This is a genomic window from Cupriavidus sp. USMAA2-4 (assembly GCF_001854305.1).
Taxonomy (GTDB): Bacteria; Pseudomonadota; Gammaproteobacteria; order Burkholderiales; family Burkholderiaceae; genus Cupriavidus; species Cupriavidus malaysiensis.
In genome coordinates this window covers 2070957-2087120 of the sequence record NZ_CP017749.1, presented here as the reverse complement: position 1 = coordinate 2087120, position 16164 = coordinate 2070957, and the positions used below count along the sequence as shown (strand labels likewise).

General features: G+C 71.3%; 5 protein-coding genes. All 5 read right to left on the bottom strand.

Features of this window, described 5'->3' with window-relative positions; translation table 11 throughout:
• Nucleotides 1-120 precede the first annotated feature (120 nt).
• The 5 genes from BKK79_RS29210 to BKK79_RS29190 all read right to left on the bottom strand — a co-directional run bounded on the left by BKK79_RS29210 (nucleotide 121) and on the right by BKK79_RS29190 (nucleotide 16056).
• Nucleotides 121-1125 (bottom strand): FecR family protein, encoded by a 1005-nt coding sequence (locus tag BKK79_RS29210; RefSeq protein ID WP_071039555.1) that lies wholly within the window; start codon nucleotides 1123-1125, stop codon nucleotides 121-123.
• Nucleotides 1126-1280: 155 nt separating this feature from the next.
• Nucleotides 1281-1793 carry an RNA polymerase sigma factor gene (locus BKK79_RS29205; protein WP_071039554.1) on the bottom strand — a complete coding sequence of 171 codons (513 nt, stop codon included), beginning with the start codon at nucleotides 1791-1793 and terminating at the stop codon, nucleotides 1281-1283.
• Nucleotides 1790-2563 carry an STN domain-containing protein gene (locus BKK79_RS29200; protein WP_071039553.1) on the bottom strand — a complete coding sequence of 258 codons (774 nt, stop codon included), beginning with the start codon at nucleotides 2561-2563 and terminating at the stop codon, nucleotides 1790-1792. The genes BKK79_RS29205 and BKK79_RS29200 overlap by 4 nt, the downstream gene beginning before the upstream one ends.
• A 216-nt stretch (nucleotides 2564-2779) precedes the next feature.
• Nucleotides 2780-3526: an RNA polymerase sigma factor gene (locus BKK79_RS29195; protein ID WP_071039552.1), complete on the bottom strand. Its 747-nt coding sequence runs from the start codon at nucleotides 3524-3526 to the stop codon at nucleotides 2780-2782.
• Nucleotides 3527-3903: 377 nt separating this feature from the next.
• Nucleotides 3904-16056, bottom strand: a complete 12153-nt coding sequence (locus BKK79_RS29190) for a filamentous haemagglutinin family protein (RefSeq protein ID WP_071039551.1) — start codon at nucleotides 16054-16056, stop codon at nucleotides 3904-3906.
• Between the last annotated feature and the right edge of the window lie 108 nt (nucleotides 16057-16164).

The window sequence follows — 16164 nt, the reverse complement described above, 5'->3', positions numbered from 1 at the left end:
TGCTGCCGGCCATCGGCGATGGTCGAGCAGGCGATGTGAACAAGACGGACCAGCGGCGGCCAACCGCAATCTTTTTTGTAACCCCGGCAACCCCGGCACTCCGGATCACGGCAGGCGCCGTCATCCCAGAATCACGAACCCTCCGGGCAATCGCGTCACCTGCGCGTGATAGATCTGCTGGATATGGCGGATCGCCTCATCCAGGTCGGCGATGCGGAACTGGCCGCTGAGCCGCCGCGACGCCAGTTCCTGGTTCGACACCATCACGCGGCCGCGGCGATAGCGATTGATCTCGTCCACCGCTTCGCGCAGGGGCACGGCGCGGAACAGCAGCTGGCCGTGCTGCCAGGCGCTGGCGACTTCGAGGTCGACCGCGCCGGCAGGCCCGACACCCTGCCGGTCGTACCAGACGCGCTCGCGCTGGCGCAGCGCCATCGTGCCGCTGGCATGCGCCAGCCGTGCCTCGCCGGCGGTACAGGTCACGCAGTAGCGCGTGCCGGCACGGCGGACCTCGACGGCGCCATCGCCGGGCACGATGCGTCCGCCACCGGCGACGATCTCCACCTGGCCGGCGCCCGGCTGGCGGCGCAGCGCGACCTCCCCATCGATCAGCAGGATGCGGTCACCGCCGGCCGGGCCGGCACCGCGCGCGATATCGATGCTGGTCTGCGTGTTGAGCAGCAATTCGAGGTTGCCGGCCAGGGCCAGGCGTGCCTGCTCGCCCGTCGCGGTGCGGTGGTCGGCGGCCATGTCCTGCAGCGAGGGCCACAGATGCAGCGGCGGCCGCAGCGTCACGGCCGCCAGCGCGGCGGCGGCGCCGGCCACGGCGGCGCCCCGCAGGAAGCGCCGCCGGGATTCCACCGGTGCCTGGCGCCGCAGCAGGGCCGCGGCCTGGCCGCGGCGCTCCGGGAACATCTCCTCGTAGCAGGCCTGCGCCTGCCCGATGGCCCGCCACGCCTGCTCGGCACGCGCCAGCGTCCGCCGGTGCGCCGGACTGCGTGCGCACCACGCCTTGAACTCGCGTGCATCCCGCTCCGTCGCGGCGCCGCTGCGGAGCCGGCGCAGCCACGCCCTGGCCTGCGCATCGAGCGCGGCGGCGTCGTCCTCGGCCTTGTCTGCTTGCATGCCCACCCTATTCGGTCTTCATTACTTTCCTGCGCGGCGGCGCCCGCGCATCGCCATGGCGGCGGCCATGGCAGGACAGGCGGAAACGCCGGCCACCTGCTTCATCAGACGGCCCGGGGCGGCGGCAGCCGCATCGGTGTTTTCCTGGGGAGTCCTCACGCCGGATCCGGGTATCGCTCGATCTGCCGCGCCAGTGTCTCATGCGCGAGGTGGATCTCCAGCTCCACCTTGCGCAGCGAAATGCCGTAGCGGCGGGCCAGTTCCTTCTGCGGTATGCCGTCGACGCGCGACGCCACGAAGAGCTCGCGGCGCAGCGCGGGCAGCCGGTCCAGCGCGCGCGCCAGCGCTTCCAGCTCGATCCGGCCCAGCGCCTCCTCGGCCGGGTCGACGGCCGCCACTTCCTGGTCGATCAGGTACTCCACTTCCTCGCCCGTCAGCAGGCGGCGGTCCGAGCGGATGCGGTCGATGGCCAGGTTGAGCGCGGTGCGCAGCAGGAAGCCGGAAGGATCCCGCACCGGGGCTGCCGTGCCGCGCGCCTGGAGCCGCAGGTAGGTGTCCTGCATCACGTCCTCGGCCAGTTCCCGCGAACCCACCCGGAAGCTGACGCGGCGCTTGATGAGTTCGTAGTGATCCAGCAGGAAGCGGACCAGGTCGGCGGGCTGGTTCATGCGACCTCCACCCTGCCGGCCGGCGCGAGGCGGGCGGCCGCGCAATCGCCGCTCAGCGCGGGCGCCCTGGGCAGGATGACCAGGGTCATGGGCTGGACCATCCCGGGCGGGACCGGCACGGGCATCTGCAGGCCCTGCAGCCGGCGCTGCACACGCTGATCCCGGACGGCGTTGCCGCTCGGATGCAGCAGCACGCGCTCGATGGCCTGGTCCGCGCCGACCCAGAGGCGCAGCGCCAGGCGATAGCTGCCCGGCATCGTCACGGGATCCCCGCACAATGCCTGCCCGATGCGGGCCTGCAGGACCGCGTAGTAGGCAGTGGCCCCGCTCGCTTGCGCCCCGCTCTCCGCGGCGGCAGGCATCCCTGCCCCGGTGCCTGCGGTGGCCGCTGCCGCTGCACGCCCATCGAGCAGGACCCACGCCGCCGGCGCCGTCCTGCTGGCGATGATGCCGCTTCCCGCCAGCAGTGTGCGCAAGGCAGCCTCGGGCGTGAACTCGCCCTGCAGCGGTCCGGCCTCCTTGCCGGCGGTGATGGCATCGTCATAGAGCAGGGAGTGGCCGCTGGTCCGCAGGTACTGCTCCAGTGCCTGGCGCATGGGAAGGCGGCCGATGTCGAAGCGCAGGGTCGCGCCGGTCTCCGGCGCCGCGGCCTCAAGCATGCCTTGCGCCGCCAACGCCAGATGGCAGAGCAGCGCCAGTACCCAGCCGATGCACAGGCAGCAGCCGCCATAGCGGACGCGGCGCGGTCGTGGAAGGAGGGCTGTGGCCATGCATCGGGTCACGCGCGATGCGGGATCGGACCGCATCGGGAACGGAGAACACAAGTCGCGCCCATGCTGCCCCGGTCACATGTCAGCGTTGTGACAGGGTGTACTCCCACCCGGACAGGCGTTACGGCATTCCGCTGGGCTCGACGTGGATCCCGGCGGCGCCAGACGACCTCGCGGCCGAGGCGGTCCGGCTCGACCCGCGCGTCGGAGCGTGTTTCACAGCCCGCTCCAGAGCGCCGGCACCGCTTCCGAGCGCGCCTTGGGCGCGTGCCGGCGCACCGGTTTCTCTGCCGGCGCGGGCACACTGCCCGCCCCCCCGGCCCGTGCCAGGGTACGTCGTGGCGCACTGACGCCGCCGACGGCGCGCCGGCCGGTCAGCGCCGCGCAGTGGTCCAGTGCCTGGCGCAGCGCGGTATCCACGTTGCGCAGCGAGATGCCGTCGCGCGCCGCCACCTCCTCGCGCGTCAGCTCCTCCAGGCGCAGGCCCACCAGGACGCGCCGATGGCGTCCCGGCACCTGCTGCAGGGCCCGGTCCAGCGCCGCCAGGTCGGAACGCGCCTCGGCCACCGCGTCCGGCCCCGGCCCGCGGTCGGCCAGGTGCTCGAACACCAGGTCCGGATCTACCAGGGAGGGCCACAGATTGCGGTCGCGCAGCTGGTCCGTGGCCACGTTGCAGGCGACGCGGTACACATAGGCCTCGGCGCAGCGCACCGCATCCGACACGGTGGCGCTCCCCAGCCGCAGCCAGGCTTCCTGCAGGCTGTCGCTGGCCGTGTCGCGGCAGCCGAACTGGCGCATCAGGCGCCGGTGCAGCCGGTCGTAGTTCGTCACCAGGATCTCGCGCAGCACGACGGCGGCGGCCTCTTCACCGGTCACTGCGCCGGTCGCCGCGCCGCTCACCGCGCCGGGCGCGCCTTCGAGTGGCTCGGGCGCCCGGACGCAGTGCGGGATGCTCATATCCATCACAGGTTTTCCTCCGTCTAGCAGGGCCGGGGCGAAGCCGGCCAACGCCTGCCCCGCTCCGATACGCGAGCTCTTATCGACGCCTCCATCGGCGCTCCCATCGACGTCCCCGTCTACGCCCCACCTACGAGATGGGCCCGAGCGCGCACGGCCTTTCGACCGTCCTCACTGAAGAGACGTTTGGGGAGGAGGAAACCCGCAAACTGATTGCCGTGTCATGGAACCTTCATGGCGCGCGGCGCAGCGGCCCCGCGCCCCGTGCCCCTCCCCGCACCACAGGTCGATGGACGATCGCGCGCGGCGGCAGGGCGCGCGCCAGCCGGAGCGGCCGCACGCACGACCGCTCCGGCAAGCGCAAGGGTGTCGCGCCGCGCCGCTCAGCGCGACAGGTTCTTCCGCTCCACCGACGTCAACTGCATCTTCTGGCGCTCGCTCAGCTCCCCGTTGCCGATCATCTGGAAAGCACTGGCGGGGTCATAGCTGGCGCGGTCCTGGCGCGTGGGCTGCGCTGCCGCCGGCTCGCCGGTGCCGGACGGCTGCGCGTCGCCGCCCAGCATGCGCACAGTGAAGATCGATGGCAGGCCCTGACGCTGCGCGGCGCGCTCGCGCGTCATCGCATCCTGCGCCGCGGCCGCCGCCTGCGAGGCCACCGCGCTGGCATTGCTCAGCGCCCCCACGTTGACGCTGGCCACCACCGGCAGGCCGGTCGACTTGCCCTGCACCTGCACATTGGCCGCGTTCACCACCTGCAGCGCGGCAAAGTTCACGTTGCCCGAGACCCGGATGCCCGCCTCGCCCGCGTCGATGGTGCCCAGCGGCGCCACCAGGTCCACGTCGCCCGGCGGCACCTCCGGGATCGGGCTCAGCGTGGCGATGCCCGCGCCCGAGGACGGCACGTTCGGCGACACCGTGACATTGCCCAGCGCGTCGTAGACCCGCTTGGGCGGGGTGTACACCACCGTGGTCTTGGAGCCCCGGCCGGCGTTGATGTCGCCATCCGACGACCAGCCCTGGATGCTGCCGCCGAAGGTGGTCATGACGCGCGACAGGCCCAGCAGGATGCTGCCCTTCGAATACAGGGCGATGTCGCCCGAGCCTTGCGTGATCAGGCCGGCGCCGGCTCCCGCCGGCACGCCCTCCACGCCGACCAGCGTCTGGCCACCCGGGTTGAGCAGTTGGATGTCGCCGCCGAAGTTGGTGTGGATGCCGGCGTCGGTGATGACTGGCACCGTCTGCCCGTTGACAGTGGTGGAGCCCGTGATGCTGCTGAACATGGTGATGTCGCCCCGGTAGGCGATCGCCTTGCCGCGCGCATCCATGGCCGGGAACAGCGTCGCGATGGCCTCGCGCCCGCGCAGGTAGCTGCCGTAGCGCGTGCTCGCCGGGTCGTTGTACTCGCGTCCGCCCAGCAGCAGCTCCTGGAAGTAGACCTGCCGCGCGAAGACGCCCTGCTGCGCCTTGGGCAACGCCAGGAAATACGCCAGCGCATCAGCCGCCGTGCCCTGGTAGCCGAAGCGCTGCCGCAGCCAGGCCAGCAGCTCCCCGTCGTAGGCATGCGCCACCTTGCCGCTGCCCGCCAGCGGCGTGCCGGCGTTCAGCTGGTTCGCCGCATCGAAGTAGAGCCTGGCGAAGCCCGTGTAGTCGGGGCCGTTCGCGCCGACCCCGGCCAGCACCGTGATGCCGGCCCCGCCCGACTTGTTCGACACGTTGACCACGTCGCCCACGCTGGTCAGCGCGCCGTAGTAGCCCTGGTACAGGTTGCGCCCGGCCTGGACCTGCAGCAGGCCGGGGCCGACCACATTGACCGACTGATAGAAGATGTCGCGGCCGGCCTGCATCACGGTGATGTCGTTCGCCCCCACGTTGAGGAACACGCTCGGCACCGGGCCCGTCCCCACGATGTCCCGGCCCGCGAGCACCTCGAACGGCTTGGCCGCGACATACCACGTACGGTGCGTCGGCGTGAAATTGCTCGAGGGCGACCGGCTCCGTACCGGCGCCTGTCCGATCTGCAGGTCATCGATATCGATGCCCGCATAGACCAGGGCCGGGCGCGGATCCTGGGCATGCAGGTTGCTCGTGGGGTTGTCTTCGCCGAAGGCGATCGGGTTGGAGGCGTTCACGCGCACCGCGCCATCGACGGCCGCATTGCTGAGGCCGCCCGCGCCCGAGGTGGTCTGGAACAGCGGCCGCGCGGGGGTCGCCAGGCTGGCCATGTCGGCGCCCGACATGGCCACGACAGAACCCGAGCCATAGATCGACCCTGCCGCGAGCAGTTCCAGCTGGCCGATAGGCGACGGAATCAGCTCGATGACGCCTGGCAGGGCACCCGCGGAGTCCACCTCGCGCAGCCGGATGTCACCATTGGGCGCGGCAACGGACAGGCTGCCGGGATAGAAGCCCTTGCCGTTCTGCCCGCTGCTGCCCGCCACGGCGCCGTTCAAGGGCGCGACGTCGCCGCCCGCGGCAAGCAGGCGGATCGCCGTCGCAGGCCGCCACAAGGTGAACTGCGCGTTGGCGCCCTTGACGATCGTGGCCGGAGCACCGCTTGCGCCGGGCACCGTGTAGAGCATGCCAGCGCTGTCCGCGAGCGCCGTCATCCCGGCATCGCCGGCGCCGCCCAGCACCAGGTCGCCGCGCGTGGACACCGTCACGGTGCCGTCACCCGGCACGACCGTCGGACCGGGGGTCTGCATCGAGCGCTTGAGCGTCGCGCCATCCAGTACGCGGGGATCGTACGACGTCCAGTACGACCCGCTCGTGTTCTGCTCGATCACGCCCACCGCCCCGGCATCGATGGCGATGTCGCCCCGCAGCGCGGTCACCGAGCCGAAATAGTCCGAGGCATAGCCGTTGGAACCCTGGGCCTGGCGGCCATTGAGGACGCCGCCGACCTTGACGGTCAGGTCGCCGCCGCCGGTCTGCAGCAGGGTGCCATCCGCCATGACCCGGCCGCTGGAGGCGACGGCGAGATCGAGACCGGTCGAACTGTAAGGGGCGCCGTTCGCCGTCACCCCGGCATGGCGTCCGGCGATCATCGTCAGGTTGCCGCCGCCCAGGGTCCCGATGCCCTGGAAGCCGATCAGCCCCAAGGCGGAACCGTTGGGATTGGTCTTTGCCATGGCGCCGAAGTTGATCCACCACGCGGCCGGATCAGGGCTGATCCCTCCGCCGCCCTGGCGCCACAGCCAGTTGCTGGTCAGGTTGCTGTCGACGAAGCGCAGCGTATTGTCCGCGATCTGGATATTGCCGGTCACGTCCTGTTGCGCCGTCAGCAGCAGGTCGCCGCCGTGCTCGGGGTACCACGCCTGGGACGCGCCGCCGCTGACGCTCGCGGCAAGATCGTAAGGGTTGCGGCCGTCGGCCGTCCTCAGCGGCGCCGACTGCGTGCCGGCGGTGTAGACGCCGTAAGGCGTGGCTTCGCTGAAGCTGCCGCCGGCCAGCAGGTCGAGGCTGCCGGTGCCCGTGCGCAGCACGCTGAAGAAGGTTCCCGCCAAGTCGGCGTTGTAGGCCGGGTCGTTGAGCGTGAGGTTGCCGCCGCCGCCGAGCGCCTGCGTCGCCTGCAGCGCGCGCTGGTCGGCCGCGGCGATATCCGCGCCCGCGACCAGGCGCAGCGACGCCGACAGCGAACCGGGCGCCAGCATGCTCGCGCGCGCCGAGGTCGCGGCTGCGGCGGGGCTGCCCGGATCCGTCTGCAGCGACAGGCCCGTGACCGTGTTCTCCAGGCCGACCGCGATATTGAGGCGCTTCAATTGCGTGCCATACGGGATGACGGTTCCCGAAGCATAGGTGGTGCCGTCGACGGCCTGCGGCCGGAAAGGCATAGGCAGGGCTGCGCCGGTGGCCAGCGTGGGCACGGTCCATCCCCCAGGCTCGGTCACCGCCACGATATTGCCGGGTACCAGGCGCCACAGCAACTGGCCCTGCGCGCCGAAGTGAACCTTATCGGTGGACAGGGCAGACGGCAGGATGGCGGCAAAGGTGGGCGCGACGGATGCGCCGGCCTGGAATCCATCCGAGAGGCTGCCGCCGATGGTCAGGTTGCCGCCGGCGCGGACCACCAGGGCCATCGGTTCGCCGGCGCCGTAGGTCGCCGATGCCGGGTCGCGATCGGCGCCCGCTCCGTAGCGATACCTGGCCAGGTCGATATCGCCCGAGGTGGAAAGATCGCCGCTGGAGGCGATCTCGACGCCCGGCCGCAGGTGGAAGGCGGCGCCCAGGGCCGACAGGCCCGCCATGCGCGAAGCGAGCGCGGCATTGCCGAGCGCGGCGTGGATGAAGTCCGTGCTGGCGGCATCGTAACCGTCGAGCGTGGCCTGCGAAATGGCGCTGCCGCCGGGCAGGTCATAGGTCCAGAAGGCATTGAGCGCGAGGCTGTTCGCGCCCTTGATGGCGAGCGGGCCGCTCGCGTTGATGGCGATATCACCTGACGTCTCACCGGTGCGCCGGGCATTCAGCACGATATCGCCATGGGCCGCGCCATCCGGCGTCGACAGGTCGATGGCGGCGCCCGGCTGCAGCGACAGGGTGCCGCCGGCCGCGGTGAGCTCGACATGGCCGCGGTTCTTCGCCTCGATCGGCTGGCCGTAGCTGTCCACCTGCAGCACCGTGCCGTGCGCATCGAGCACCGCGCCCGCTGCCAGCGTCAGCCCCTTGGCCGCCGACAGCCGGATCGTGCCGGGGGCCGCCCCCGATGCGTCGATAGTGCCGTTCACGGTCAACTGCCCGCCGTCCGTCGCGATCGACACCTGGCGCGCCTTCACGCCGTCGCCCACCACCAGGTCGCCCTGCCTGGCGGTGAAGCTGCGCGCATCGAAGAAGCCGCCCCGGGTCAGCGCGGCATTGAGGCCGGCAAAGTCGGCGAACGTCCCCGCCCGCGCACTGAAGTCGCCGCTGGCCTGGCCATCGGTCGCGCCGCCGTTCAGCGTCCCGTTGAGCGCGACCTGCCCGTTGCCGGCATCGATCGTGATCTCGCCGGCGTTGGCATGGGTGGCCGAGACGTCGATCAGCGAGCCGCCGGCCTGCACCACGCCGCCCTGCGCGCTGTGGAAACTGGCCGTGCCGCCGAAGCCATAGACCGTGGCCCGCTGGATGGTCGATGGCTGGCCGCTCAGGTCGATGCGGCTGCCCGCGTCCAGCGCGATATCGTGGGTAGCGTTCACCACCAGCTTGCCGCTCGGCAGCAGGATGGTGCTGCCGATGGCGACGCTGTCGCCGCCCAGGTCGATCTCCGCGCCCGCCACGGTCGAGACCGCCTGGCTCGGCGCCTGGCCCGGCGGCGCCACCACGTTCAGCGCCCCGCCCGCCGTATAGGCCATGATCGACTTCTGCATGCCGGTCAGCAGCGGCGTCGCCAGCGTCAGGTTGCCGCCGCTGCCGCTCTGGCCGAACACGGCGCCGGCGTCCGTGCTCGGTGCCTGGTAGACGAAGAGCGAACCGTTGCCGGCCGACACGATCTTCTCGCCGGCCTTCAGGTTGACGTTGCCGAAGCCATAGACCGTGCGGCTGACCTTGGCGTTGTCCAGCGACATAAACTGGCCCAGGTCGATCTCCCTGGCCACCAGGTCCAGCGTGCCCAGGCCGGTGCCCGGGCCGCCCGCGCCCACGGCCGGCGGCGAGGTGCCCGGCACCACGCTCCAGACGATCCTGTCCGCGGCGAAGGTCGCGCGGTCGCCGGCGTTGCCATAGCCGTAGAGCGCGGGCGTCGCCAGTTGCAGGTCGACGCCGGAACCGGTGGCATCCAGCCCGGTGCTGCCGAAGGTGTTGATGGCATTGGCCGCGCTCAGGGTGAAGCGCTGCAGCGCGGGCGCGCCATGGTCCGGGTCGCCGTGCAGCAGTGTGTTGAACAGCGCCTGGTCGATCAGCAGGCCTCCGCTCGCGCCCGCCGCCGTGACGGCGCTGGCGGCGCCCACATTGAGCGTGCCCACGGCCAGCGAGATGTTGCGCGCGCCGAAATGGGCGCTCGGATCGAGGCTCGACTGCCCGTTGGTGGCAAAGGCCAGGGTGCCCTCCGCGTACAGCGACGAACCGGCGCCGACCGTGATCGAGCCGTTGCTGTTGGCGGAACTGAGCAGGTTCACGTTCCCGTTCGACAGGGCGAGCACCGTCACCGGGTCCGCCAGGTAGTTCAATCCCGTCGAAGCGGAGTCGAACGGCACCGCGCCCCGGCCGATCGTCGACAGCGTGACGCCACGGCCCACCACGATATTCCCGCCCACCAGGAACATCTCGCCCGCCTGGAGGGTCACGCCATCGCGGACGAAGAGATCCGCGCCATTGTTGGCGGCGAACTGCAGCGTGCCGTTGGCCTGTGCCACGAAGGCGTTGACGGTCAGGCGCGGCGCGCCGATGGCATTGATGCTGCCGGCACTCACCGAGACGCCGGGAAAGCCCGCTGTCGGGACCTCGTTGAACACCTCGCCGATATTGCGCAGCGACACCTGGCCGCTGATGCCGCCTTGCGCTGGGGAAAACAGCACCGTTCCGCCGAAGTTCAGCGCGGACGGCGCCGGCGTGGGCGACGGCATCGTCATGTCGCCGGCCGCATTGAACTGCACGTCCAGCACCTTGCCATCGATGGGCAGCAGCGGACGCAGGCCGCCGGAGAGCGCGGCCTGCGCCGTCAGGAAGTCGGCGTAGCCCTGTTCGTTGTAGTGGGAATACGAGCGCACTGCCGTGCCCGGGGTCACCAGCACGGTGGTGGGAAGCTGGCTGCGGATGCCGGTGTTCGCGATCCCCATGACGCCGGAAGTGAGATAGGTGCCGCCGCCGACGGCCGTCACGCCGCCCGCCACCTTGGCGCCGGTGGCGCCGAGTTCGACGCGGTAGGCGCCGGGCAGCAGCGCATAGTTGGACGGCAGCAGCGTATAGGTGCCCGCCGGCAGGCCCGGCACGCCCGCGCCCACGGTGATCTGCTGGCCGATGGCCGGGTCGCCGGCGCCGTTCTCCGGCGCCACCGGCGCGTAGCCGGAGGCATAGCCGGGCAGGATGGCATAGACCTTGTCGCCCGCCTTGCTGAAGCGGTTGGCCGGGTTGGCATTGACCAGCGGCGTGCCGAGGATGTCGACCGAGCCGCCCCGCCCGGAGACGAAGCCCGCGCCGGTCAGCGTGCCGCCGCCGGACAGGTCGATGAGCGCGCCGTCGCGGACGTTCACGGTCTGGCCTTGCAGCTGTACGCCGGACTGGACGCCGATTGCGCTATGCCCGGACAGGTTCAAAGCCTGGACCGCGTTGCCGTTGTAGTTGTATGTGACGCCATCGATCGTCCCGCCGTAGGGCATCGTCAAGCCGGCCATCGATACCGACGTCACGCTGCCGGGCAGCAGGTCGACTGTCTGCGCGAGGATCGAGTACGCATTCCCTCCGATCGTGATACCCCCGAACGGAGCCCGGACGATCCCTCCCTGTTCGATGACGGGGGCAACCAGGCTGAGATGGCCGAAGACCGACAGCGGCGCGTCCGGCACCGTGGCCGTGGTGCGGCCGATCCTCAGCGTGCCGGCATAGCCGTTGTTGTTCTGGCCGGCGATCACGCTGGCGACCGCATTGGTGGCCGGATAGACCTGCGCCGCTTCCAGGTCCAGGTCCCATGACGATGCCAGCATCGTGCCATTCTGGACGGCGGTGGGCAGGAAACGGATGTCGCCCTGGCTGACCAGCTTCGCCACGCGGAAGCCGGGCGCCGGCGAGTTGAGATAGGTATCCTGCGCGGGATCGAAGTAGCTGTTGCGGGCCGAGAAGACCACCAGGCCCTGGACGTCGATCTGGTTCGCGTCCACCTCCAGGGTCGCCGTGGTCGGCGACGGAGCAGCCCCCGGGTTATAGATGGTGCCGCTGCGGCTGCCGTCGCGCACGACCACCGGCGTACCGCTGAGCATGACGTAGGGCGCCGCCAGGCGGACGGCGCCGCTGCCTGGCGTCAGCGCCGGATCGGTGCCCGGAACCCGCGGCCCGGAGGTGAACGCTCCGGCATTGAGCTTGAGACTCTTGTCCAGGGAGAGGGAGACATCGCCGGAGAAGACGAGGTAGTCGCCGGAGGACAGGGACAGGGCACTGAAGCCGCCCTGCTTGACCATGTCCGCGCTCACCGCCGCCTGCCCGAACGGCAGCGCGGCCACCGGGGCACCCGGCCCGGACAAGGCCGCCGCGGCCGGACGCGCCTGCGTCACCGTCATCACGCTGGGCACCAGCACGCTGAACGGGATCTGCGCCAGCGGATCGGGGAAGGCGGGCGTGACCAGCGCAACGGACAGTTCCCCGCCGGCGGCCCCCTTTGCGCCCGCCGCGGCATGCAGGTTCCCACCCAGGTCCAGGCCGCTCATCGAGGACAGCGCGATGTTGCCGCCGTTGCCCGCCAGCGTGATCGCGCCCGCACCGGCCTGGCCCGCAACGGTCGACGCATCGACGGCCGCGGCGCTGCCATCCGCGTTCAGTTCGGCGCCAGGGCGGATCACCACAAAGGCGGTGCCGCCGCTCACCTTGATGGTGCCGCCATCGGTGACCGTGCCATAGCGGCGGCCCTGGGCATCCACCGCCGTGTAGGCCTGGCCCGAGACATCGAGCCGGCCTTGCGGGCCGATCCACACCGACACGCCGCGGTTGCCCCCGGCCGCATCGAAGTTGCGCGCCAGGTCCGTGCTGCCATCCGTTTCATTGACCAGGCTGATGCTGCCGCCGCGCGCCGTCAGGCTGCCATCGACCGTCACCTGGCCGAAGGCATCGAGCCGGATGCTCTGCCCCGCATCGACGGCGATGCTGGCATTACTGCCGATCACGATGGCGCCGCCCGAGGGGTCGCCGCTGGCGGACTTGGCCAGCGAGCGCAGCACCAGGCTGGCGCCCGCGCGCTGGCTCAGTGTCGCGCTCTGCGGTTGTTCCGCGAACAGCGGCGGCAGCCACAAGGACATCGCCGCGGACGGATCGCTGCCCGCGCGTGCCTTGACGCTGTCGGACGTGAAGCGGTACACGGGCATGGCCGGTGCGATGGCGGTGCCATCCGTCATCAGCACGCCCCGGCCGCCGTTGATATCGTAGCTGGAGAAGCCGGCACGGAAGAAGGCGCCACCGAGCGAGGGCAGCGGCACCACCGACACGGTCTGGCCCAGGGCCACGCCGACCGGGATCACGGTACCGGCCTGGTAGGTCATGTCCCGGGTCTGCACCGAACCCGCGCCATAGACGAGATGGTAGGGGTTGATGGCAATGCCATTCGGGAAGACGCTCGAGGGGATCACGGTCCCGGCCGGGAGGTGGTCGGGGCCGTTGGCGATGAGCGTCCCGGCCGGCATCACGTCGCCGGGGTTGTAGTAGACCAGCAGGCCATCGACCCCCTTGGAAGACAGGTCCACTCCGTCCGGCAGGACCCAGTCCGCGGCGGTCGGCACAGTGGGCCAGTTCACCAGGGAGATGACGGTGGGGGCAGGGACATCCAGCTTGAGCGTGCTGAACGTTTCCGTCAGCGTGAATGGCAGGGGTTGCCCCGCCCGGATCGTCAGCGGCTGGCTCAGCCTCACCGGCGTCGAAGCCGGCGTGCCGGCGGCCAGCACACCGCCGCTCAGCATCGCGTTGTCGCCGATCAGCACACTGTCCGGCGATGAGATGGTCAGCGTGCCGCCGCCGTTGACGCCGTAGGCGCGGATCTCGCCCTTGATCGCCAGCGTGCCGTCGCCGCTCTGGTTGATCGAGTCCCCGGCGACCAGGGTGACGTTGCCGCCCTTGCCGCCCACGGTCTTGCCACTGGCCAGGACCGCGCCACCGGACGACACGTCGATCACGCTGCCTTCGCCCAGCATGAGGTCGCCCGACGAATCGAAGGTGACGTTGCCACCATTGAGATAGGCGAGGCCCGTGAGCGCATCCGGATCGGTGCGGGCGTTGACCCACACCCCGCGCGCATCGATCGTTGCCCCCGGCGCCAAGGTCAGCGCGGAGGAGCCGTCGGCCGCCGTCAGCGCGACCGGGAACTTCGATCCGGCCTGCTGGAAGAGGTTCGACACGTTCACCGTGCCGCCGTGCGCCGTCAGGTTGGCATCGATGTCGACCTTGGGCGCCACCAGGCTCAGCTGGCCGCCGTCGGCCAGCACCAGCGGCTGGCTCACCACGATGCGCCCGCCGCTGGCCAGGTCCAGCACGCCCAGCCGGAAGCCGTTCAGCATCCCCGCGTCCAGCCACACCGTGTTCTGCCGCTGCGGGTCGAGCGCATCCGCCGCACCCATGCCCGGCGTCACCCCCACCTCGGTGCCGATCTTCACCTCGCTGGTGAACACCCCGGTGCGCCCCGGCCCCGTGTACTGCCCCAGCGCCAGCCCGCCCGCCTGCGCCACCGCGTACTGCCCCTGCTTGTAGCCGTCGGCGAGGCCCGCCGCGCGCGCCTGCGTCTGCTGCGCCCCGTTGAACACCCGCGCCACCACCTCGCCTTCCAGCACCGCCGTCGGCGCGCTCACCTGCAGCCGCCCCGCGTCGCGCCCCACCGTGTAGCCGTTCTGCAGCACCTGCTGCGGCGCGATCAGCGGGCTCGCGTACGACTGCATCGCCGTCTTGCCCCAGCGCGGGTGCTCGTCGTCGAAGCCCGTGTAGACCCCCGTGTACAACACCCCCGCCAGCGCGTTGTCGGCCTTGGTCAGCGTCCCGTCCGCCGCCTTGAACCAGGTCTGCTTCAGGTACCCCGTCTGCACGTCCAGGCTGCCGCCCGACAGGTTGATCGACGAGCCCGCCTGCGTCACCACCTCCTTGCCGCCCAGCGTCACCGTGCCGCCCTGTGCCGCCCACTCGCCGATGCGGTGCCCCTGGTTGCCCAGGTAGCCGCCCACCTCCAGCAGCCCGCCCCCCGTGTACCAGCGCTCGGTCGCGTAGCCGCCCACGCCCGCCGGCACGTACACCAGCCGGCGCCGGTCGATCCACACGTTCGCATTGAGCAGGTTCCCGCTGTCGCGGTTGCCCGGCGCGTCGCGCTGCTCGTTGCCCTGCACGTTGACCTTGACGTTGTTGGTGTCCATCGCCAGCGCCACGCCCACCGCCCCCGACACATCCAGCTGCGCCCGGTTCGCCACGAAGCTGCGCCCCGCCGCGCTCACCGCGATCTGCCCGCCCGTGGCCAGCGTCAGCGAGTCGCCCTGGAACAGCACGTCGCCCCCGCTGACGATCTCCACGCGCGACTGGTCGCGCCGGTCCGACAGCTTCGACAGGTTGTCGAACAGCCCCGACGCCGCCCCCGCGCGCAGCAGGTCCTGCGCCGCCGAGTCCTGCATCAGCGCGTCGCGCTGGCTGTCCAGCGCCGTGGTCTTGCCGTCGTCGTCGATCAGCACCGCCGTCACCGCCCCCGGCCCCAGCGTCACCCGCCCCTGCGTGTCCGCCGCCGAGTTCAGCAGGTGCACCGTGCCGCGCGTGTTGACCGTGGTGGTCGCCACCGCCACCCCGAGCTGCTGCACGTCGCGCCCGGCCAGCGTCACGTCACCCTCCGGGGCCAGGATCAGCCCGCTGTTGGCCACCTTGCCAGCGCTTCCCGTGCCACCGCTGGCCACGAACTGCGGCGAGATCTCGTTGCCGCGCGTGGTCGACGTGGTGTTGCCGTCGGTGCCCACCCCGCGCCGGATCACGAAGCTGTCGCCCGCGGCCAGCACCGCCTGCCCGCGCGGCGTGGCGATCGTGCCCGCGTTGCCGACCTCCCCGCCCAGCAGCAGCACATAGCCCCCGCCCTGCGTCACCGTGGCCGGCGCGCGCGTGGCGATGCGCGCCCCGGCCTGCACCTCCACCTTGCCCAGCGCGTCGGTGAAGCTCGGCGTGGTGCCGTTCAGCCCGTAGATGCCGTTGCTGCTGAACTGCCCGTCGCTGATGCGCGCCGCCGCCGCCACCAGGTTGCGCGTGTCCACCTGGCTGGTGCCGCTGAAGATCACCCCGTTGCGGTTGACGATCATCACCGTGCCGTCGCCACGGATCTGCCCCTGGATCTGGCTCGGCCGCGCCTGCGGGTCGTTGACCCGGTTCAGCACCGCCCAGTCCGCCTGCTGCTTGAAATCCACCGTGGTGCTGCGCCCCACGTTGAAGGTCTCCCAGTTCAGCACCGCGCGGTCCGCGGTCTGCTGGATCGCCACCGTGGTCTTGCCGTCGGCCACCGTCTGCGCCGGCGCGTTGGCGTTGACCCAGCCCTGCGTGAGGCTGTTGGTGTCGATCTTCAGCCCGCCCTCGGCCAGCCCGTCCGGCACCGTGGCGTTGGCCGCCGCCGCGGCCGCGCGCGCGCTGGCCTGCGCGGCCTGCATCGCCGCGATGCCCTGCGCGGCCGTGCCCAGGTTGGCCAGCGAGCGCTGCAGCTCGGCGCTGGCCTGCTGCTGCTGCGCCGAGGGGCTCGCCAGCGCCGACACCGGCATGCCGTTGGGCAGGCGCCCGGTCTGCTGTGCCGCGCTCTGCGCCGCGCCTTTGGCGGCGAACCACGCGCTGCTGAAGGCCGGAGCCGCCGCATGGGCCGTGCTTGCCACGAAGGTCAACAGGGCGGCCTGCACCAGGGGCTTGCATTGCCATGCACGCATGGCACGCATGGCACGTTCAGTGCGTTGGTGTCGGCGCGCAAGCGCGGGCCTGGAGGAATGGGACGGGACGATCTGGCTCGGTTGCATGTGGGGTTCGCCTTGGCAATCGGACGGCGG